This window comes from Pseudomonas ulcerans (assembly GCF_036324125.1).
GTDB classification, from domain to species: domain Bacteria; phylum Pseudomonadota; class Gammaproteobacteria; order Pseudomonadales; family Pseudomonadaceae; genus Aquipseudomonas; species Aquipseudomonas ulcerans.
On record NZ_JAZDQN010000006.1, the window covers coordinates 125,001 to 143,965 of the forward strand.

At 64.8% G+C, this 18,965-nt stretch carries 21 protein-coding genes; 17 read left to right on the forward strand and 4 right to left on the reverse strand.

The window, feature by feature from the left end:
• Positions 1-197 precede the first annotated feature (197 nt).
• The 4 genes from V0R59_RS07930 to V0R59_RS07945 all read right to left on the reverse strand — a co-directional run bounded on the left by V0R59_RS07930 (position 198) and on the right by V0R59_RS07945 (position 3,628).
• Positions 198-647, reverse strand: coding sequence for a chromate resistance protein ChrB domain-containing protein (locus tag V0R59_RS07930; protein ID WP_017677027.1), 450 nt, complete (start codon positions 645-647; stop codon positions 198-200).
• Positions 648-708: 61 nt separating this feature from the next.
• On the reverse strand, positions 709-1,308 hold the full coding sequence (locus V0R59_RS07935; RefSeq protein ID WP_028240156.1) for a superoxide dismutase: 600 nt from the start codon (positions 1,306-1,308) through the stop codon (positions 709-711).
• 11 nt (positions 1,309-1,319) lie between these two features.
• A complete protein-coding gene (chrA, locus tag V0R59_RS07940; RefSeq protein WP_051231744.1) occupies positions 1,320-2,648 on the reverse strand; it encodes a chromate efflux transporter in 1,329 nt (442 codons plus the stop codon).
• A gap of 38 nt (positions 2,649-2,686) precedes the next feature.
• Positions 2,687-3,628: a chromate resistance protein ChrB domain-containing protein gene (locus V0R59_RS07945; protein ID WP_028240154.1), complete on the reverse strand. Its 942-nt coding sequence runs from the start codon at positions 3,626-3,628 to the stop codon at positions 2,687-2,689.
• A 65-nt stretch (positions 3,629-3,693) separates the two neighbouring features.
• On the opposite strand from V0R59_RS07945, the gene V0R59_RS07950 reads away from it, so the two are divergent.
• The 17 genes from V0R59_RS07950 (at position 3,694) to V0R59_RS08030 (ending at position 18,907) form a co-directional block, all read left to right on the forward strand.
• Positions 3,694-4,545 carry an MFS transporter gene (locus V0R59_RS07950; protein ID WP_051231742.1) on the forward strand — a complete coding sequence of 284 codons (852 nt, stop codon included), beginning with the start codon at positions 3,694-3,696 and terminating at the stop codon, positions 4,543-4,545.
• 67 nt (positions 4,546-4,612) lie between these two features.
• A complete protein-coding gene (locus tag V0R59_RS07955) occupies positions 4,613-5,557 on the forward strand; it encodes a LysR family transcriptional regulator (RefSeq protein WP_017677032.1) in 945 nt (314 codons plus the stop codon).
• A complete protein-coding gene (locus V0R59_RS07960; protein ID WP_028240153.1) occupies positions 5,554-5,832 on the forward strand; it encodes an EexN family lipoprotein in 279 nt (92 codons plus the stop codon). The genes V0R59_RS07955 and V0R59_RS07960 overlap by 4 nt, the downstream gene beginning before the upstream one ends.
• 236 nt (positions 5,833-6,068) lie before the next feature.
• Positions 6,069-8,069, forward strand: a complete 2,001-nt coding sequence (locus V0R59_RS07965) for a conjugal transfer protein TraG (protein WP_028240152.1) — start codon at positions 6,069-6,071, stop codon at positions 8,067-8,069.
• Positions 8,066-8,530 (forward strand): ribbon-helix-helix protein, CopG family, encoded by a 465-nt coding sequence (locus V0R59_RS07970; protein WP_028240151.1) that lies wholly within the window; start codon positions 8,066-8,068, stop codon positions 8,528-8,530. Before V0R59_RS07965 ends, V0R59_RS07970 begins: the two co-directional genes overlap by 4 nt.
• The gene (trbB, locus tag V0R59_RS07975) at positions 8,527-9,579 is read left to right on the forward strand and encodes a P-type conjugative transfer ATPase TrbB (RefSeq protein WP_028240150.1); all 1,053 of its coding nucleotides are present in this window, start codon (positions 8,527-8,529) and stop codon (positions 9,577-9,579) included. The genes V0R59_RS07970 and trbB overlap by 4 nt, the downstream gene beginning before the upstream one ends.
• The gene (locus V0R59_RS07980) at positions 9,576-9,959 is read left to right on the forward strand and encodes a TrbC/VirB2 family protein (protein ID WP_003103996.1); all 384 of its coding nucleotides are present in this window, start codon (positions 9,576-9,578) and stop codon (positions 9,957-9,959) included. The genes trbB and V0R59_RS07980 overlap by 4 nt, the downstream gene beginning before the upstream one ends.
• On the forward strand, positions 9,956-10,228 hold the full coding sequence (locus tag V0R59_RS07985; protein ID WP_023083647.1) for a VirB3 family type IV secretion system protein: 273 nt from the start codon (positions 9,956-9,958) through the stop codon (positions 10,226-10,228). Before V0R59_RS07980 ends, V0R59_RS07985 begins: the two co-directional genes overlap by 4 nt.
• A gap of 15 nt (positions 10,229-10,243) precedes the next feature.
• Entirely contained in the window at positions 10,244-12,697 is a 2,454-nt protein-coding gene (gene trbE, locus V0R59_RS07990) for a conjugal transfer protein TrbE (RefSeq protein ID WP_028240149.1), read from the forward strand.
• Positions 12,694-13,419: a P-type conjugative transfer protein TrbJ gene (gene trbJ, locus V0R59_RS07995; RefSeq protein WP_028240148.1), complete on the forward strand. Its 726-nt coding sequence runs from the start codon at positions 12,694-12,696 to the stop codon at positions 13,417-13,419. The genes trbE and trbJ overlap by 4 nt, the downstream gene beginning before the upstream one ends.
• An 11-nt stretch (positions 13,420-13,430) precedes the next feature.
• Entirely contained in the window at positions 13,431-13,772 is a 342-nt protein-coding gene (locus tag V0R59_RS08000; RefSeq protein ID WP_028240147.1) for a hypothetical protein, read from the forward strand.
• Positions 13,769-15,145, forward strand: coding sequence for a P-type conjugative transfer protein TrbL (gene trbL / locus V0R59_RS08005; protein ID WP_028240146.1), 1,377 nt, complete (start codon positions 13,769-13,771; stop codon positions 15,143-15,145). The genes V0R59_RS08000 and trbL overlap by 4 nt, the downstream gene beginning before the upstream one ends.
• A gap of 12 nt (positions 15,146-15,157) precedes the next feature.
• Positions 15,158-15,862, forward strand: coding sequence for a conjugal transfer protein TrbF (gene trbF / locus V0R59_RS08010; protein ID WP_028240145.1), 705 nt, complete (start codon positions 15,158-15,160; stop codon positions 15,860-15,862).
• Positions 15,859-16,851 carry a P-type conjugative transfer protein TrbG gene (gene trbG / locus V0R59_RS08015; protein ID WP_028240144.1) on the forward strand — a complete coding sequence of 331 codons (993 nt, stop codon included), beginning with the start codon at positions 15,859-15,861 and terminating at the stop codon, positions 16,849-16,851. The genes trbF and trbG overlap by 4 nt, the downstream gene beginning before the upstream one ends.
• Before the next feature lie 2 nt (positions 16,852-16,853).
• The gene (locus V0R59_RS08020; RefSeq protein WP_028240143.1) at positions 16,854-18,137 is read left to right on the forward strand and encodes a TrbI/VirB10 family protein; all 1,284 of its coding nucleotides are present in this window, start codon (positions 16,854-16,856) and stop codon (positions 18,135-18,137) included.
• Complete coding sequence (locus tag V0R59_RS08025) at positions 18,134-18,379, forward strand: DUF2274 domain-containing protein (protein WP_028240142.1); 246 nt, start codon at positions 18,134-18,136, stop codon at positions 18,377-18,379. Before V0R59_RS08020 ends, V0R59_RS08025 begins: the two co-directional genes overlap by 4 nt.
• Before the next feature lie 369 nt (positions 18,380-18,748).
• The gene (locus V0R59_RS08030) at positions 18,749-18,907 is read left to right on the forward strand and encodes a YqaE/Pmp3 family membrane protein (protein ID WP_009681539.1); all 159 of its coding nucleotides are present in this window, start codon (positions 18,749-18,751) and stop codon (positions 18,905-18,907) included.
• Positions 18,908-18,965 lie beyond the last annotated feature (58 nt).

Consider the following 18,965-nt stretch of genomic DNA (forward strand, 5'->3'; position numbering starts at 1 on the left):
CGCAGGTCTTGTCATAAAGAGCTTGGTTATAGAAATCTGTCTGGCATACGCAGAATATTCCTATCGCAGCCTCACGAACGTCGTGCGTTGCTAGCTGACATCGGAAGTGGAGTGCCAGCCTATTCGAAAGGGCACTTCCTGATTCAATGTGTTGCCAGGCCGCCTGGGGGTTGTTGATCCCAAGGGCTTGGGTTCATTCAGGCAGGCGGCCAGTTATGGGTTTCGTCTTGACCCTCTCGGTTCCAAGCATAGAGGGCGTCATACATCACCAGGCCGTGGCGCAGCATCTCGTGGTCGTCCACGAACATGCGCGATAGGCCGAGCGAGATCGCGTAGAGGCCCGCCGATTGTGGTGTGAGTTCGAGGCGTGAAGTGTCGGCACCGCGCACGATGTTGGCCAACTGCACGAGTGCTGGTTCGGTTAGCTGGTACTTTGCCAAGAAGGCATCGAAGCTGCATTGCTCCCCGACGTGGCTAAACTCTACTCCTGGGATGTCATAGGGTATCGCACCCGTTTTCTCTGCAATGGCTAGAACCTCTGATGCGGGTACGTAAAGGAACTCGGCATCATGGTCGATGAAGCGCAGAATTAGCCAGGGACAAGCGATACGGTCGATTTTGGGACGTTCACGTGTAATCCACTTCATCATTGCCTCCTTCGTGACTCGGCTGACTTGATCGAACCCTTCATCAAAGCGCAGATGCTGATCAGGCTGTCCGGGCGCACTGGATATATCGGTTGGCCACTTCATCCCACAGGATATTTTCCATAAATGCATCTACATAGGCTGCTGCCTTCGCGCCGTAGTCGATGTGGTAGGCGTGTTCATACATATCCAGGGCCAGTATGGGCGTTCCCCCTGCCATGGCGTGACAGTGATCAGATCCCCATTGATTGCTGAGCCGACCATCACGCGGTGACCAGACCAACAGCACCCAGCCAGAACCCCCCGCCAATGCTTTGCCCATTGCAGAGAACTCGGTTTGCCAGCGAGCCAGACTTCCGAAGTCGCGCTCAATGGCGTCCCGTAAGTCGCCGGGCGGCAACTGGCCATCACCGCCCAGCGCCGCAAAGTACACTTCATGCAGCACCATCGAGTTGTAGGCCACCAGTTCTTCTCGCTTGAGGCCATTGATCAGAAATCCAGCCTCATTCAAGTAATCAAGTTCTGCGAGCTTTCTGCGAATGGCATTGAGTCTTTTGACCGCGCCTGAATAGTTGTTTTCATGGTGGCTGACAATCAGTCGTTCCGATAGACCCCTGAGACTGGTTGGATCAATTGGCAAGGCGCGTATTTCAAGTGACATGGCTTCGTTCCTCACAGAATCAGGGTTTTCAACACCAGGCCCACGACAGCGCTGGCGGCAATGACTTGGATGACGCTGCGCTTGAAGCGGAACAGGGCTACAGCCGCTCCCAGCGCCATCAGCGCCGATATCCAGTCGAAGCGCCCGGCCAGGCCCTCGGGCCATAGCACGTGATAGGCGAAGAACACGGCCAGGTTCAGGATCACACCGACGACGGCTGCGGTGATGGCGGTCAAGGGCGCCGTGAAGCGAAGATTGCCGTGGGTCGATTCGACGAGCGGTCCGCCGGCGAGAATAAAAATGAAGGAAGGCAGGAAGGTGAACCAGGTCACCAGCGCCGCCGCGACGGCACCGGCGACGAACAGAAGGTCGGGACCGAACAGCGCCTGCACATAGGCGCCCACGAAGGCGACGAAAGCCACCACCATGATCAGTGGCCCCGGATTCGCTTCGCCGAGGGCCAGGCCGTCAATCATCTGCGTCGGGGTGAGCCAGGCGTAATGGCCAACCGCGCCTTGGTAGATGTAGGGCAGTACCGCATAGGCGCCGCCGAAGGTCAGCAGGGCCGCCTTGGTGAAGAACCATCCCATCTGCGTCAGGCTGTGATCCCAGCCGTAGCCTGCCGTGAGCAGCGCCATGGGAATCAACCACAGGAGAAAGCCGGCGACGGCCACGCGCAACAGGCCGGACCAGCGGAATCGGGCATGTTCGGGCGTTGGTGTGTCGTCATCAATCAGTGCCGGGCCGTAGGACTTGTCCGCTGCGGCATGACCACCACCCGTCTTGAACCTGTGCGGTGCAATGCGCCCGCCGATGTAGCCGGTCAGTGCGGCGCCGGCAACGATGTAGGGGAAGGGCACGTTCAGCGCGAAGATGGCCACGAAAGCGGCGGCGGCAATGGCCCACATCACGCTGTTCTTGAGTGCCCGCGAGCCGATGCGATGCACGGCCTGCACCACGACCGCCGTGATGGCGGGCTTGATGCCGTAGAACAGTCCCGCCACCAGGGCCGTGTCGCCGTAGGCGATGTAGAGCCACGACAACAGGATCAGGAAGCCCAGCCCCGGCAGCAGAAACAGGGTGCCCGCCACAATGCCTCCCCAGGTACGGTGCATGAGCCAGCCCATGTAGGTGGCCAACTGCTGCCCTTCCGGACCCGGCAGCAGCATGCAGTAGTTGAGCGCGTGCAGGAAACGGCGTTCACTGATCCAGCGGCGCTGTTCGACCAGTTCCCGGTGCATGAGGGCGATCTGTCCGGCGGGGCCGCCGAAGCCGATGAAACCGAGTTTTAGCCAGAGACGAAAAGCCTCCCAAAAACCGACCGGCGGCGGAGCCGCCACTACAACGTCCTCCGTCAAACTTTCTGTCACGTTATTTGTCACGTTATGGTTGCTCCTTTGTTGTCAAAGCTGGCGAGCAAGCCGTCGAAGACAGCAGATGCGGCGGCCAGCAGCGAATCGTCTTGGGTAAGGGTTTCGCGCAGCCCGGCGAGTACGCTCTCGATGCCGACCGCCTCGGGCGGCTGGATGCCACCGACATCGAGGTAATGCACCAGTAGGCCAAGCCGTGCGATGGCAGCCTGTTCCAGCCCGAAACTCACAGCCAGCACCTCGAAGGTGACGCGACCACCGATGTGGCTGAAGGTGGCACCATCGAAATCGAAGCCCAGCGCGTCGGGCGGGCAGTCGTCAGGACTGTCCAGCCACAGAATCCGCGCCTGCGGGTCGATGAAACGGCGGATTAGCCAGGCGCTGGCCAGCCGGTCCACCCAGGGCCGGCGCCGCGTCGCCCAGGTACGGCCCTGATAGTCGGACAGGCCCAGGCGCTCAATCACGCCGTTCATCGCCTGCGGTTCGTCCGGGGACAAGGCCCGCGCACAGGCCAGTTCCAGTTCACACAGGGCGGCATCCGTCTGCCGTTGCGCTTCGCCGGGGAAGAAGTCGATTTCGATTAGATTGGTGAAGGCCCTGCGCAGCTTGCGCACTTGCTTGAGCGCGTCTTGAACGGTCTCGGGGGTCAGCGTTTCCCGCACCTGTGCCACTTCGGCTGACAGGGCGGTGAATTCAGCGCCGCGATCGAACAGGGCGACGAAGCTCTCTCCCTCCGGCTCCTCGATGTGCAGCACATGGGCGCTCCCTCCTCCCTCGCGCACTTCGGCCGCCAGCCCTTCCAGGGTGGTGCGGCAATCTTCGTGTTCCGGCATCAGGTAGACACCGTCGCGCAGGACGGCGGCGCCGGATGCCTTGAGGGCACGCCAGACCCGTTGCCGGGCTGTGGCGTTCTCGGTGGGCAAAGACAGAATCAGGGTGATCATCTTCATGTTGTAGATATTATCTCAATGTAGAATAATACTCTACAACATTTTTTTCTGAGGCGGAGGGTCACATGAGCATCCACCTTGCTGGCTTAGTAGGTACGGCTTTCGGCTTTCTGTTCTCGGCCGGACTGATTAAGGCGGCGGCGCTTCCGGCAGTCGTCGTCGCTAGTAGGCGCAACGGTGGATTCGGCGAAAGACTCCTTCGCGGAACACGCATCTACCTCCAAACGCCACGGTTGCGCGGTCTGCTGGCATTGCATCTTTGCGCGGCGGCCGGTGGGGCGATGGTGTTCGTCAACACCATCGTGATCGTTCGGAACTTCTTGGATGGCAGCGAACAGCAGGTTGCACTGGCGCTTGCGACCTTCGGAGGCGGTTCCACGTTGGCCGCGCTGCTATTGCCCAAGGTGCTTGACCGAATCTCTGATCGCTGCGTGATGTTGTCCGCCGCGACGATGATGGTGCTTGCGCTGCTGGCCACTGCTGCCGCCTGGATCGCATTGCCATCTTGGCGAGATTGGGCGTTGCTGCTGCCGGCATGGGGCGTGTTGGGCGTTGCCTATGCCGGATTGGTGACGCCTGGAGGGCGCTTGATACGGCGGTCGGCACACGAGGAGGATCTACCAGCGGTGTTCGCCGCGCAATTCTCCTTCTCGCATATCTGTTGGCTGCTGGCGTACCCATTGGCAGGCTGGGTCGGCCTCAAGTTCGGTCTTGGCGTTGCCTTGGCTGCTCTGAGTTGCCTTGCGGTCGTTGGGATGCTTGCCGCAGTTCGGAGCTGGCCGCGAGACGACCAATCAGTTCTTGTGCATGAGCATGGCGATCTTCCAGATGACCATGCGCATCTTCGGTCGTATGGCGTAGCGCCGCACGCACATCCGTTTGTCATCGACACGCTGCATCGGCGCTGGCCCGGATGAACAAGTCGAGGTTCCGGCAATGGTTAAGGAGCGGCTTCTTTCTTGGTTCGCAGGGAGTGAGTATTCGATGGAATTGAGACACCTGAGATATTTTCTCGCTGTAGCGGAGGAACTTCACTTCGCACGTGCCGCAGAGAAGCTGCACATCGAGCAATCGCCCCTGTCCCGAGCCATCAAGGAGTTGGAAGAAGAATTGGGCGTTGTGTTACTCGCCCGTACCACACGCAGTACGCGGCTGACTCGTGCTGGCAAACTCTTCATAGTGCATGTGCGCCGCGTGTTCTCCGCCTTGGAACAAGCGCGCGACAGTGTGAAAGCAGCGGCGAATGGCTTTCATGGGCAGTTGCGTGTGGCCTTGTCCGATGGCATCACGCCATCGCGCCTGCCAGCTTTGCTGGCGTTGTGCCGCCAAGAAGAACCCGAGGTTGAACTGCGATTCTTCGAGGTGCCATTGTCTCAGCAGATCAAGGGGCTGCATGAAGATATGTACGACGTGGGGTTTGCACAGTCCGATGACGTGGGCGATGGCATCGCCACCATGCCGGCCTGGAATGACACGCTCATCGTGACGGTGCCAGCGCGGCATCCGCTGCTGGCACACAAGCGCATCCCTCTGGAGGAACTGCTGCGCTATCCGCTGGTTCTGTGCGATCCACAAGTGTGCGAAGGCCATGCCAAATTCGTCGATCGGGTGCTGCGCCGAGCCGACATTGAGCCGCTGGTCGCAGAGCGTGTCGCTACGTGCGATCTGATGATGGCCTTGGTATCGGCCGGCCTCGCGCTTGGGTTTACTGGCGCCGCGCGCATTGCCGCCAATCCCGATTCAGGCGTGGTGGCCCGGCCGCTGGCATTGCGCGTGCCGCCGCTGACAACCTACCTGCTGTACCCCGACGGCGAGCCGTCCGAGGTGCTGGCGCGGTTCGTTGAGCGCGTGCAGGCCATCGAGTCACCGGAACCCGCAAGGCCCAAGGCGGGTCGTCATTCCGATTTCCTAGAGGAGCCTCCGCCATGAAGAAGACCGTCCCATTCTTGTTGGTGGCCGCATTGACTGCCTGCGGCCAGTCCGAGACGCCTCAGAAGGCCAACACGTCGGAAGCGAATATCCCGACAGTGGAAGAACTGGCGGCCAACCCCGAACGGCTCAAAGAGTTGCGCCAGCAATGCAAGACCGATCGCCCCAAGCTCGGCGACTTGCTGTGCAACCGAGTGGCCGAGGCCACACGCAAGCGGTTCTATGGCGACGTCGAAACGCCGTACACGCCGCCGAAGGAACCGCCCAAGTTCTGATCGTTGGCGATTCGCCGCATCGCCTTCATTTTTCTGTTCGACACGCCGCAATGCGCCTTCGCTTGCGGCGTTTTTCTTTGGCTCGCCGTCACACTCATTCTGTCTTTTTGCTCGACCTTTCTGCTGAAAACGGTCTTTGACCGGCACTGACCCGGCACCGATCCTGACGCCTGCGGCACGCCTTTGTGCCGCTCTTTCCATGAGGAATCAGCTCAGGAGAAATCGGAGGCCAGGTCATGCAAGGGACGAACGTGCTGTTCGGTCAGATCGCCGTCGTATTCGGCATCGTGATCGCCGGCGTGTGGGGCGCCACACAATGGACAGCAGCCGCCCTTGGCTATCAAGTACGCCTTGGCTCGCCCTGGTTCGACTTCCTTGGCACGTCGATCTACCACCCTTGGAAACTGTTTGAGTGGTGGTTCTTCTTCGGGGCCTATGCACCGGAAGTATTCGACACCGGCGGCACCATCGCCGGCACCAGCGGCATGGTCGCCGTGGGCGTTGCCATCGCCATGTCGGTCTGGCGCTCGCGCCAAGCTCGCCTCGTTACCACCTACGGCTCTGCGCGCTGGGCTAGCGCGCAGGACATTCGCAAGGCGGGCCTCACGCAACCGGCCGGCGTGTTCCTCGGCCAGCACGACCGCCAGTACCTGCGGCATGAAGGCCCGGAACACGTCCTGACCTTCGCGCCTACGCGCTCGGGCAAGGGCGTTGGCCTCGTGGTGCCGACGCTGCTTTCCTGGCCCGCATCCGCCGTCATCCACGACATCAAAGGCGAGAACTGGCAGATCACCGCAGGCTGGCGCTCGCGTTTCTCGCATTGCCTGCTGTTCAACCCGACCGATGCGAAGTCGGCGGCCTACAACCCGCTGCTGGAGGTGCGGCGAGGCGCGCATGAGGTGCGCGACGTTCAGAACATCGCAGACATTTTGGTCGATCCCGAAGGTGCATTGGAGCGCCGGAACCATTGGGAGAAAACCAGCCACGCGCTGTTGGTCGGTGCGATCTTGCATGTGCTCTACGCCGGCGAAGACAAGACGCTGCGCGGCGTCGCCAACTTCCTCTCCGACCCGGCCAGCCCGTTCGAGCTGACCTTGCACCGGATGATGACCACGCCCCACCTGGGCGATGGGCCGCATCCTGTCGTCGCTTCGGCGGCGCGCGAAGTGCTCAACAAGTCGGACAACGAGCGTTCCGGCGTGTTGAGCACCGCCATGTCGTTCCTCGGCCTGTACCGCGACCCGACGGTGGCCGAAGTCACCTCGCGCTGCGATTGGCGCATCGCCGACCTGATCGCGGTCGAGCATCCGGTATCGCTGTACCTCGTGGTGCCGCCTTCGGACATTTCGCGGACGAAGCCGCTCATTCGCCTGATCCTCAACCAGATCGGACGGCGCCTCACCGAATCGCTCGATGGCTCCGATGGCATCGAGCGCCGCCACAAGCTGCTGCTGATGCTCGATGAGTTCCCTGCGCTGGGGCGCCTGGACTTCTTCGAGACGGCGCTGGCCTTCATGGCGGGCTACGGCATCCGCAGCTTCCTCATCGCGCAGTCGCTCAACCAGATCGACAAGGCGTATGGGCAAAACCACTCCATCCTCGACAACTGCCATGTGCGCGTGACGTTCGCCACGAACGACGAGCGCACCGCCAAACGGATCTCCGAGACGCTGGGCACGGCCACCGAGCTGCGCGCCCAGCGCAACTACGCGGGCCATCGGCTCGCGCCGTGGCTGGGCCACCTGATGGTGTCGCGCCAGGAAACCGCGCGCCCGCTGCTGACGCCGGGCGAAGTGATGCAGCTTCCGCCCGACGAGGCGGTGGTGATGGTGTCCAGCGTCGCGCCAATCAAGGCGAAGAAGCTGCGCTACTACGCGGACGGCAATTTCAAGCGTCGCGTGCTGTCGCCGCCCGTACTGGCGGGCGGGCAGTACGCAGACGCGCCGCCATCGCGGCCCGACGACTGGAGCGGGTTGGCGGTTCCCGCCGTGCCCGCCGCACCGGCCACGGCATCCGCCGATGGCCTGGGTTCCACGGATGACGGCGGCCCGCGCCGCCAACCCGAACTCTCCGAAACCGTCACCTACGCCCCCGAGCTGGCCGTGCCGACTGCCGACCTCGCGCTGCTCGATGACGACGACGACCTGCCGCTTCCCCTTCCTCGCCAGCTTGACCCGGTCATGCAGCGCACGGCGCGGCTGGCTTCCCTCGACCCCAACGACGGAATCGAGCTATGAGCCACTACCGCCTCAACCTATTCATCCAGCCAGAGCACGCCAAGCGCCTGGACGAGCTGGCCGCCATGAAAGGCGTGTCCAAGTCGTCCATCGTCGCCGCTGCCTTGGCGTCCTGGCTGTCGCCCGATGCCGCCGACCAGCGCGAGGCGGCCATCGCCAAGCGGTTGGATCGCCTGTCGCGCCAAACCGAACGCCTGGAGCGCGACCAGAACATCCAGATCGAGACGCTGGCGCTGTTCATTCGCTACTACCTCACGGTCAGCACGCCAGTCCCCGAGGCACACCAAGAGGCCGCCCGCGCCCAAGGCAAAGCGCGCTTCGAGCAGTTCGTTGAACAGTTGGGCCGGCACCTGCTGCGCGGGCGCAGCCTGGTGCGCGACGTGGTGGAAGAACTGCATCCCGACCCGATGCGGATGGAAGACGCGGCGGCAGCCGCGCAAGCGCAGGAGCGTGCGTCATGAGCGCCGTTCCGCAGTCCATGAGCGCCACGTCGCTCGACCGCCGCTTCCAGATGCTGCGCACGGCGATGGGGCCGCTGATCGCCGCGGCACTCGAAGACCCGGACGTGGTGGAGGTGATGCTGAATCCCGATCGCACCCTCTGGGTGGATCGGCTTTCCAGTGGTCGGGCGCCGATGGGCGTGGAACTGTCCGAAGCGGACGGTGAGCGAATCATCCGCCTCGTGGCAGCCCATGTCGGAGCGGAGGTGCATCGCGGCCAACCGCTGCTGTCGGCCGAGTTGCCGGAAACGGGAGAACGCTTCGAGGGCATCTTGCCGCCTGCCGCGCCGGGGCCAGCCTTCGCGCTGCGCAAGCGCGCCATCGGCGTCATTCCGCTGGAGCGGTACGTCATCGACGGGATGATGACCAGCGCGCAAGCGGGCTTTCTCGTTCGCGCCGTGCGCGAGCGGCAGAACGTCTTGATCGCCGGCGCTACCAGCAGCGGCAAGACGACCCTGGCCAATGCGCTGCTGGCCGAGATTGCCGCCACGGGCGACCGCGTGCTGGTGCTCGAAGACACGGTGGAGCTGCAATGCGCGGCCCGTGACCACGTTCCCCTGCGCACGCGCGCAGGCGTGGTGTCGATGACCGAGCTGGTTCGCTCGTCCATGCGCCTGCGGCCTGATCGCGTCGTCGTTGGCGAAGTGCGCGGCGCCGAGGCGCTGGATCTCATCAAGGTATGGGGCACGGGCCACCCCGGCGGCATCGCCACGATCCATGCCGGCTCCGCGCTCGGCGCGCTGCTGCGCCTGGAGCAACTGATTCTCGAAGTGGCGGTGAATCCGCCCCGTGCGCTGATCGCCGAGGCGGTCAACGTGGTGATCCACATCGCCGGACGCGGGCGCAAGCGCCGCATCGAGAGCATCGCCCGTGTCGTCGGCTTCGACGCAGTGGGCTACCAACTGGCGGACGCGCTGGAAACGCCGTTTCCCGAGCTTCAGCCACTTCCCGATGCCGCACCCGCTGCGGCGACTTCCCCACCCCCTGACTCACTTGGAGAACTGCCATGACGCAGATGACCATTCCTGCTTTCCGTTTTTCTGCAAATCCGGCTTTGCGTCTTGCGCGGCTGCGCTGCCTGGCCCGTCCTGCGGGACAAGGGCTGCTGCTGGCCGCGCTGCTGTTGTTCCTGGCCGGAACCGCGCAGGCCGCCGGTTCCTCGATGCCGTGGGAAGGCCCGCTGCAATCCATCCTCGAATCCATCCAGGGGCCGGTGGCGCGCATCGTGGCCGTCATCATCATCATCGCCACGGGCCTCGCGCTCGCCTTCGGCGATACGTCGGGCGGATTCCGCAAGCTGATCCAGATCGTCTTCGGCCTGTCCATCGCGTTCGCCGCTTCGAGCTTCTTCCTGTCGTTCTTCAGCTTCTCCGGCGGGGCCGTCGTATGAGTGCCCCGGACACCTTCGCCGCCGGCTTCGAGGTGCCGCTGCATCGCTCGCTGACCGAGCCGATTCTGCTGGGCGGTGCGCCGCGCACCGTGGCGATCGCCAACGGCACGCTGGCCGCCGCTGTCGGGCTGGGCCTGCAATTGTGGATACCGGGCGTGGTGCTCTGGATCGTCGGCCATTCGCTGGCGGTCTGGGGCGCGCGCCTTGATCCGCAGTTCATGGCCGTGTTCGCCCGCCACATCAAACACAAGCCGCTGCTGGATGTTTGAGGGGAGGACGCCGCGATGCTGAATCTCGCCGAATACCGCCAGCGCCCGGCCTTGCTGGCCGACTGGCTGCCCTGGGCCGGACTGGTCGCGCCGGGCGTCGTCTTGAACAAGGACGGCAGTTTCCAGCGCACGGCCCGGTTTCGCGGGCCTGACCTCGACAGCGCGACGCAAGGCGAACTGATCGCCACGTCGGCGCGACTGAACAACGCGCTGCGCCGCATGGGATCGGGCTGGGCGCTATTCATCGAAGCCGAGCGCCATGCGGCCGCCGACTATCCGCGCTCGGAGTTTCCCGAGCCGCTTTCGTGGCTGGTGGAGGAAGAACGCCGGGCCGCGTTTGAGGAATCCGGCCATCACTTCGAGAGCGGCTATCACCTGACGCTGGTGTACCTGCCGCCGGAGGAATCCCGTGCTCGTGCAGCCAAGATGCTCTACGAGAACACGCCGACAAATGGCGTGGACTGGCGCGAGCGGCTGCAAGCCTTCGTCGCGGAAACGGATCGCGTCTTTGACCTGCTCGACGGCGTGATGCCGGAAATTGACTGGCTCGATGACGCGCAGACGCTGACCTACCTGCACGCGACCATCTCGACGCGGCGCTACCGCGTCGGCGTGCCCGAAGTGCCGTTCCACATCGACGCGCTGCTCACCGATTCCGCACTGATCGGCGGCCTGGCGCCCATGCTAGGCGATCAGCACCTGCGGCTGGTGTCGGTGCGGGGCTTCCCGACCTCGACCTGGCCGGGGATTCTGGACGACCTCAACCGCCTCGGTTTTGCGTACCGCTGGAGCACGCGCTTTCTCTGCCTCGACAAAGCCGAGGCGGAAAAAGAACTTTCCCGCCTGCGCCGCCAGTGGTTCGCCAAGCGCAAGAACGTCATCGCGCTGCTGCGCGAAACGATCTTCCAGCAGGAAAGCCCGCTGGTCGATACCGACGCCAACAACAAGGCCGCCGATGCCGACGCCGCCTTGCAGGAGTTGGGCAGCGATCAAGTCGCCTTCGGCTATCTGACGGCGACCGTCACCGTCATGGACGAGGACGCCGCCGTCGCAGACGAGAAGCTGCGCATGGTGGAGCGCGTCATCCAGGGTCGGGGCTTCGTCACCATCCCTGAAACGCTCAATGCCGTGGATGCCTGGCTGTCCTCGCTCCCCGGCAATGCTTACGCCAACGTGCGCCAGCCCATCGTCTCGACGCTGAATCTGGCGCACATGATGCCGGTGTCGGCGGTATGGGCCGGGCCGGAGAAGAACGAACACCTCGACGGCCCCCCGCTGATCGTGACACGCACCGACGGCGCCACGCCGTTCCGGCTGGTGACGCACATCGGCGACGTGGGCCATACGCTGGTCGCGGGGCCGACCGGCATGGGCAAGTCGGTCTTGCTCGCCACGCTGGCGATGCAATTTCGCCGCTATCGCGGCTCGCGCATCTTCGCCTTCGACATGGGCCGCTCCATGCGGGCCGCCATCCTCGGCCTGGGCGGCGAACACTACGACCTGGGCACGGATGGCGAAATCGCCTTCCAGCCACTCGCGCGCATCGACCGTGAGGGCTACCGCACCTGGGCCGCCGAATGGATCGAAGGCCGCTTGCTGCACGAAGGCGTGGCGATCGGCCCCGACGAGAAGGCGGCTATCTGGTCGGCGCTGGGAAGTCTCGCCGGTGCGCCGGTGGAGCAGCGCACGATGACGGGACTTTCCGTGCTGCTGCAATCGAACACGCTGCGACAAGCGCTGTCGCCCTATGTGCTGGGTGGCGCCCACGGCAAGCTGCTGGACGCCGACCACGACCGGCTGGGCATGGCCGACGTGCAGTGCTTCGAGATGGAGGAGCTGATGCACAGCAAGGCCGCCGTCATGGCCGTGCTGCATTACCTCTTTGCGCGTTTCGATGAACGCTTCGACGGGGCGCCCACGCTGCTGATCCTTGATGAAGCGTGGCTGTTCCTCGATGACCCGGTGTTTGCCGCGCGTATCCGCCAGTGGCTCAAGACACTGCGCAAGAAGAACGTCAGCGTCATCTTCGCCACGCAGAGCCTCGCCGACATCAAGGATTCGAGCATCGCGCCCGCGATCATCGAGAGCTGCGCGAGTCGGATTTTCTTGCCCAACCCGCAGGCCACCGAGCCGCAGATTCGCACGATCTACGAGGGCTTCGGCCTCAACAGGCGGCAGATCGAGATCGTCGCCACCGCGCAGCCCAAGCGCGACTACTACTACCAATCCCGCCTCGGCAACCGCCTGTTCGAACTCGACCTGGGGCCGGCGGCTCTGGCGTTTGCGGGCGCTTCCACGCCGCAAGACCAGCGCGACATAGACCGCGTGCTGCTGGACGCCGGCGTGCCCGGCTTCGCGGGCGCCTGGCTGCGCCATCGCGGCCTCGATTGGGCGGCCGACCTGCTGCCCTCGTTCCCCGGCCTCGCGCCGGGTTCCCTCGCTGACCAACCTCTGGAGAACCTGCCATGAATAAGCGCCTTATCGCCGCCGCCATCGCGGCCATGCTTTGCACCGCCACCGCCCATGCGCAATGGGTCGTGGTCGATCCCACGAACCTCGTGCAGAACACGCTGACCGCGATCCGCACGTTGCAACAGATCAACAACCAGATCCAGCAGCTTCAGAACGAAGCGCAGATGTTGATGAACCAGGCGCGCAACCTCGCCAGCCTGCCGTCCAGCGTGGTGAACCAGTTGCGCGCCAATTTGGCGACGACCGAGCGGCTAATCGCCCAGGCGCGCGGCCTGGCCTACGACGTGACGAATCTGGATCGGGAGTTCGCGCGCCTGTATCCCGAGCAGTACGCCGCCACCGTCAGCGGCGACCAGATGTACCGCGACGCGCAGGAGCGTTGGAGGAACACGCTCCACGGCTTGCAGACCACCATGCAGATGCAAGCGCAGGTATCGCAGAACCTGGGCGAAGACGAAAGCGTGCTGGCCGACCTCGTGGGCAAGAGCCAGTCGGCCGAAGGCGCGTTGCAGGCGATGCAGGCCATGAACCAGTTGCTGGCTTTGCAGGCCAAGCAGTCGATCCAGTCGCAGCGGCTCCAGATCACGCAAGACCGGGCCGCCTCGCTGGAGCTGGCGCGGCAGGCGGCGGCCACCGAACGCGCCCGCGAGGTGCGGCGGCGCTTCCTGGGTGAAGGCACGCCGTACACGCCGCAGCGCGTGGACTTCTACGGCAACTGACGGAGGCCGCCATGCGATGCGTCCTCGCCCTGTCGGTTTCGCTGCTTGTGGCGCTGCTGGCCGCTTGCAGCGAGCAGCCGACCGACAACCTTGCCGATGCCCTGACCGCCGATCCCGTGCGGCTCAAGGCATTGCGCGCGCAATGCGCGGCCGACCGGCAGGCCACGGGCGAGGACGCTTGCCGCGCCGCCGCCGAAGCCTTCCGGCGGCGCTTCTTCTCCGGCCAGGCCGGGCCGGATGAGTACCAGACGCTGGCCGACCTGCCGCCGATCCCGCCAAGTTTCGATGCACCGGCCGAATCGGACGACGGCAGCGAATCGCCGGCCGCATCCGATCAAGAGGACGCGCCATGAATGACGTGACCATCATCGACCGCTTCCTCAGTATCTTCGCCGCCTACATCGACTCGGGTTTCGGGCTGTTGCAGGGCGAAGTGGCCTTCCTCACCGCAACGCTGATCGTCATCGACATGACGATCGCCGGACTGTATTGGGCGATGAGCCACGCCACCGGCCAGGGCGAGGACGTCATCGCCAAGCTGCTGCGCAAGGTGCTCTACGTCGGTGCCTTCGCCTACATCATCGGCAACTTCAACTGGCTGGCCGGCATCGTGTTCCGCTCCTTCGCCGGGCTGGGCATCACCGCCACCGGCTCGGCCATCACGATGGAGAACTTCTTGCAGCCGGGCCGGCTGGCGAAAACCGGCATCGACGCAGGAGCGCCGATTCTGGAGCAAGTCGGCGAGATGGCCGGCTTCCCCGAGGTGTTCGTCAATCTTGACGCCATCACGGTGATGTTCCTCGCCTGGCTGATTGTGGTCTTGAGCTTCTTCGTGCTGGCGATCCAGCTATTCATCACGTTGATCGAGTTCAAGCTGACCACGCTCGCAGGCTTCGTGCTGGTGCCTTTCGCGCTCTGGAATAAGACGAGCTTCTTGGCGGAAAAGGTGCTTGGCAACGTGGTGTCGTCTGGCGTCAAGGTCTTGGTGCTGGCTGTCATCGTCGGCATCGGTTCGGGCGTGTTCGCGGAGTTCCAAGTCCATCCCGCCGAGCCTTCCATCGACCATGCGCTGGTCATCATGCTGGCCTCGCTCACCTTGCTGGCGCTCGGGATCTTCGGCCCCGGTATCGCCACGGGCCTGGTGTCCGGTGCGCCGCAACTCGGCGCGGGCGCGATGGCCGGGGCCGCTGTCGGCGCCGCCGGCACGGCCGTTGCCGTCGGCGCTGCCGCGACGGGCGTAGGCGGCGCCGTCATGGCCGGGGCGCGCATGGCGCCTGCCGCCGCCAAGCTCGCTGGCAGCGGCGCGCGTGCTGCCGCCTCGACGGCCAGCAGCGCACGCTCGGCGTTTCAGGCCGGTTCCGCCGCCGCAGGCGGTGGCGCGAAGGGCGCGATGGCCGGCTTGGGCAACGTCGCCAAGACCGGCGCGCAGTCCGCCGGGCGCGGCATCGCATCCCGTGCTTCCGCTGCTGGGCAACGCATGGCAGCTCCCTTCCGCTCTGGTTGGAACGGCCAGGCGGCTGACGGCGACTCGGCAGCCGGAGCATCCGGCCAGGCCGCCGCAGGCGAGGCCACGTCCGGCGCAGCCAATACACAGCCCGCTTGGGCCAAGCGGCTGCATCGCCGCCAGCAACTCACCCATGCCGCGACCACCACCGCCCATGCGCTGCGCGGCGGCGACGGCGGCGGCTCCGGCCAGGGGCCGAGCCTGCGCGATTCCGATTCATAAGGAGAACTGACAATGCGATTCAAGAAACCGCAGGTGCGCTATGCCGACACGCCGCAGCCTGCCACGCCGTACCAAGCTGCCGGCCAGGTATGGGACGAGCGTATCGGCTCGCCGCGCGTGCAGGCGAAGAACTGGCGGCTGATGGCCTTCGGTTGCCTGACACTCGCGCTGCTGATGGCTGGCGGCCTGGTGTGGCGCTCGGCGCAGTCCATCGTGACGCCCTACGTGGTGGAGGTGGACAGCGCGGGCCAGGTGCGCGCCGTCGGCGAAGCCGCCACGCCTTACCGGCCCAACGATGCGCAGACCGCGCACCACATTGCGCGCTTCGTGACGCTGGTGCGCTCGCTGTCCATCGACCCCATCGTCGTCCGCCAAAACTGGCTGGACGCCTACGACTATACGACCGACAAGGGCGCAGCCGTGCTCAACGACTACGCGCGGGTCAACGACCCATTCGCACGCATCGGCAGGGAGTCGGTGACAGTGCAGATCGCCAGCGTCGTGCGCGCCAGCGACACGTCTTTCAACGTGCGCTGGACGGAACGCCGCTACGTCAACGGCGCCGCGGCTGGCCTAGAGCGGTGGACGGCCGTGGTGTCCATCGTGCTCCAGCCGCCGCGCACCGAAGAACGCCTGCGCAAGAACCCCCTGGGCATCTACGTCAACGGCTTGTCGTGGAGCCGAGAACTGGATTCTTCCGAAGGAGCCAAGCCATGAACCTGTCTTTCCGTATTTACGTTTCCGTGCTGATGCTTGCGGCCCTGGCGGGCTGCGCCACGCAGGGCAAACCGCCGCCGGTGATTTCGCTCGATGAGCCGGTGCAGGCTCAGCCGCTGCCCGAGCCGCCCGCGCCGGTGGAGGTGGTGGCCGTACCCGAGGTGTTGCCGATGCCGGCGCAGTTGAAGCCAGCGCCCGAAGCAGAAGACGCCAAACCCACGCCGGAACCGGCCGACGAGAAGGTGCGCGTCTCGCGCGCCAATGCCGAGGCCCGCGTCGCACCCACGCGCGAGGGCTACGTCAACGCGATTCAAGTCTGGCCCTTCACCGATGGCGCGCTGTATCAGGTCTATGCCGCCGTGGGTCGCGTGACCGTGATTTCGCTCCAGCCGGGCGAAGAACTGGTGACGGTAGCCGCCGGCGATACCGTGCGCTGGATCGTGGGTGACACGTCCAGCGGCAGCGGCGCCGAGTTGCGCGTGAACGTGCTGGTCAAGCCGATTCGCTCGAGCCTCAAGACCAACCTCGTCATCACTACCAGCCGCCGCACCTATTTGCTTGAGCTGACCTCGACGGAAAAGACGTGGATGGCGTCGGCGTCATGGGAGTACCCGCGCGACCGGATGCTGGCATTGCAGCGCCAGGCGCAGGCGGCCAGTGCCGCCGCCCCGGTCGATACCGGACTGTCGCTGGAGAAGCTGCGGTTCCGCTACGCGATCAGCGGCAGCAATCCGCCGTGGAAGCCGCTGCGCGCCTTCGATGACGGCGAGAAGGTCTATATCCAGTTTCCGCCGGGCATCGCGCAAGGCGAGCTGCCACCGCTGTTCGTCATCGGCGCGCAGGGCGATGGACAACTGGTGAACTACCGCTTCCGCTCGCCGTACTACATCGTGGATCGGCTGTTCGGCGCGGCCGAACTGCGCCTGGGCAGTGACAAGGGCGACGTGGTGCGAATCGAGCGCACGGACGGCGTTGCGCGGAGGAACTGACCATGAGCCAAGACGACGCCCCTGACCTTGCCACGCCGCAGGCGGGCAAGGTAGCGCCCGAGGCGGTGGCGCTGCGCGCCCAGCCGCGCCCGGTCACGCGCCTGAATCGGCGCACGCTGGCCATCCTTGCCGGCGGCCTGTCGGTCGCCGTGTTCGGGGCCACGATCTGGTCATTGCAGCCGCAGCGGCGCGGAGCCAGCGAGCAGGCCGAGCTTTACAACGTCGATCGCGTGTCGAAGTCCGAAGGGCTGGACGCGCTGCCAACCGATTACTCGAAGCTGCCGGCCTTGCCGCCCGCCGCACCCGAACTGGGGCCGCCACTACCGGGCGATCTTGGCCCGGCCATCGTGAACTCGCAGCAGCCGGTGACACCGGCCTATACGCCTCCGGGTCACGATCCCGAGGATGCCTTGCGCAAGGAAGCTGATGCGGCGGCGGCTTCGTCGGTGTTCTTCCGCTCGGGCGGCCAAGGCCAGGCCGCCGCCACGGTGGCGCAGGCGGCGCCGGGGGTGCCTGGCGCTGCCAGCGCGCTCGCGGCCTTCGACCCACTCGCTGCCGGGCCGGCCTCTGTGGCTGCACAGCCAGCCGATCCGACCGCCGTGCAGAACCGGCAAGACCAGAAAGAGGCATTCCTGAAAGGCGGCTCTACGGAAACCCGCAATTCCGGCAACCTGGCGCTGCCGGCATCGCCTTATCAGGTGATGGCGAGCACGGTGATCGCCGGCGCGCTGGTGACAGGTATCAAGTCGGACTTGCCGGGCGACGTGATCGCCACGGTGACAGAGCCGGTCTATGACACGGCCACGGGCAAGTTCCTGCTGATCCCGCAGGGATCGCGCATCCTCGGGCGCTACAACAGCCAGGTCAGCTACGGGCAGAGCCGCGTGCAGGTGGTGTGGAACCGGATCATCCTGCCCGATACGTCCTCGCTGACGCTCGACAACCTCGTGGGCACCGACCCGGCCGGCTACGCCGGCCTGGAAGACGACGTGGACTGGCATTGGGATCGCATCGTCGCCGGTGCTGTGCTGACGACGCTGCTGGGCGTTGGCGCCGAGCTGGCCGCGCCGGAGAACCGCCAGGACGGCAACCGCATCGTCATCGCCGGACGCGACAGCGCACAGGACAGCATCAATCAGGTCGGCCAGGAGATGACCCGGCGCAACATGAACATCCAACCCACGCTGACCAGCCGGCCCGGCCTGCCGGTGCGGATCATCGTCAACCGGGATCTTGTGCTGCGGCCGTACCAGCCGCTGTTCTTCAACCGGGGGGCTTCGCAATGAGCACGACCAAGAAGCTGCGGCTCGGGCCGCTGCCCAAGACCGAAAGCGTCAAGCTGACCTTCGCCTGTCCGGCCAGCCTGAAAGCCGACCTCGATCGCTACGCCGCGCTGCACGCGCAGGCGTATGGCGAGGCGGTAGATGCCATGACGCTGATCCCGCACATGCTGGAAGCCTTCATGGCGGGAGACAGGGGATTCAGGAAGGGCACGGCCACGCGGAGCGCGCCATCGAAGCCGGCATGATGGTGTCGTACATCGCCCGCCGCATCCATCGAACGCGCAGCCCCAAGGCTGCGCGTTCTTCGTTCTGGATGCCGCCAAGCCTCTTGGGCTATGATGATGCGGCAGGCCCGCCGTTCCTCGGCAATCAAGCACGACACAGTGCGATGCGGCTTCCCCTCCCGACGCTCTTATGTGGCTCCTAGCCCACGAAGCCGCAGTGCTGCAAAGCGGCCCCGAAAAGAGCTAACCTACTGCCCCACATACGGTTTCAAGCCCTTCGTGATTTACACGAAAGACTTGACACCGGCACTTTTTTGTGTGCGGGAAACAAGCGGAACCGCCGGGCTTGAGCCAGAGTCAGAGGGAAAACATCACTTAGGGAGCCTTTCCATGGACTTTATCCGCATCATCATCGCCATCATCCTGCCGCCGCTGGGGGTGTTTCTGCAGGTGGGGTTCGGCGGGGCGTTCTGGCTGAATATCCTGCTGACCCTGCTGGGCTATATCCCGGGGATCGTGCATGCGGTGTACATCATCGCCAAGCGCTGAGGCGGGTTGTACACCGAGCCTTGTGGGAGCGGGTTTACCCGCGATGAGGGTAGCGAGC

Bases quoted from the DNA above. Each gene is read 5' to 3' on its own strand.
- trbF (WP_028240145.1), top strand. From the start codon at position 15,158: ATGCGATTCAAGAAACCGCAGGTGCGCTATGCCGACACGCCGCAGCCT.
- trbG (WP_028240144.1), top strand. From the start codon at position 15,859: ATGAACCTGTCTTTCCGTATTTACGTTTCCGTGCTGATGCTTGCGGCC.
- V0R59_RS07980 (WP_003103996.1), top strand. From the start codon at position 9,576: ATGACGCAGATGACCATTCCTGCTTTCCGTTTTTCTGCAAATCCGGCT.
- trbJ (WP_028240148.1), top strand. From the start codon at position 12,694: ATGAATAAGCGCCTTATCGCCGCCGCCATCGCGGCCATGCTTTGCACC.
- V0R59_RS08000 (WP_028240147.1), top strand. From the start codon at position 13,431: ATGCGATGCGTCCTCGCCCTGTCGGTTTCGCTGCTTGTGGCGCTGCTG.
- V0R59_RS07950 (WP_051231742.1), top strand. From the start codon at position 3,694: ATGAGCATCCACCTTGCTGGCTTAGTAGGTACGGCTTTCGGCTTTCTG.
- V0R59_RS08025 (WP_028240142.1), top strand. From the start codon at position 18,134: ATGAGCACGACCAAGAAGCTGCGGCTCGGGCCGCTGCCCAAGACCGAA.
- V0R59_RS07945 (WP_028240154.1), bottom strand. From the start codon at position 3,628: ATGAAGATGATCACCCTGATTCTGTCTTTGCCCACCGAGAACGCCACA.
- V0R59_RS07930 (WP_017677027.1), bottom strand. From the start codon at position 647: ATGAAGTGGATTACACGTGAACGTCCCAAAATCGACCGTATCGCTTGT.
- V0R59_RS07955 (WP_017677032.1), top strand. From the start codon at position 4,613: ATGGAATTGAGACACCTGAGATATTTTCTCGCTGTAGCGGAGGAACTT.
- V0R59_RS07960 (WP_028240153.1), top strand. From the start codon at position 5,554: ATGAAGAAGACCGTCCCATTCTTGTTGGTGGCCGCATTGACTGCCTGC.
- trbE (WP_028240149.1), top strand. From the start codon at position 10,244: ATGCTGAATCTCGCCGAATACCGCCAGCGCCCGGCCTTGCTGGCCGAC.
- V0R59_RS08020 (WP_028240143.1), top strand. From the start codon at position 16,854: ATGAGCCAAGACGACGCCCCTGACCTTGCCACGCCGCAGGCGGGCAAG.
- V0R59_RS07970 (WP_028240151.1), top strand. From the start codon at position 8,066: ATGAGCCACTACCGCCTCAACCTATTCATCCAGCCAGAGCACGCCAAG.
- V0R59_RS07965 (WP_028240152.1), top strand. From the start codon at position 6,069: ATGCAAGGGACGAACGTGCTGTTCGGTCAGATCGCCGTCGTATTCGGC.
- V0R59_RS07935 (WP_028240156.1), bottom strand. From the start codon at position 1,308: ATGTCACTTGAAATACGCGCCTTGCCAATTGATCCAACCAGTCTCAGG.
- trbL (WP_028240146.1), top strand. From the start codon at position 13,769: ATGAATGACGTGACCATCATCGACCGCTTCCTCAGTATCTTCGCCGCC.
- V0R59_RS07985 (WP_023083647.1), top strand. From the start codon at position 9,956: ATGAGTGCCCCGGACACCTTCGCCGCCGGCTTCGAGGTGCCGCTGCAT.
- V0R59_RS08030 (WP_009681539.1), top strand. From the start codon at position 18,749: ATGGACTTTATCCGCATCATCATCGCCATCATCCTGCCGCCGCTGGGG.
- trbB (WP_028240150.1), top strand. From the start codon at position 8,527: ATGAGCGCCGTTCCGCAGTCCATGAGCGCCACGTCGCTCGACCGCCGC.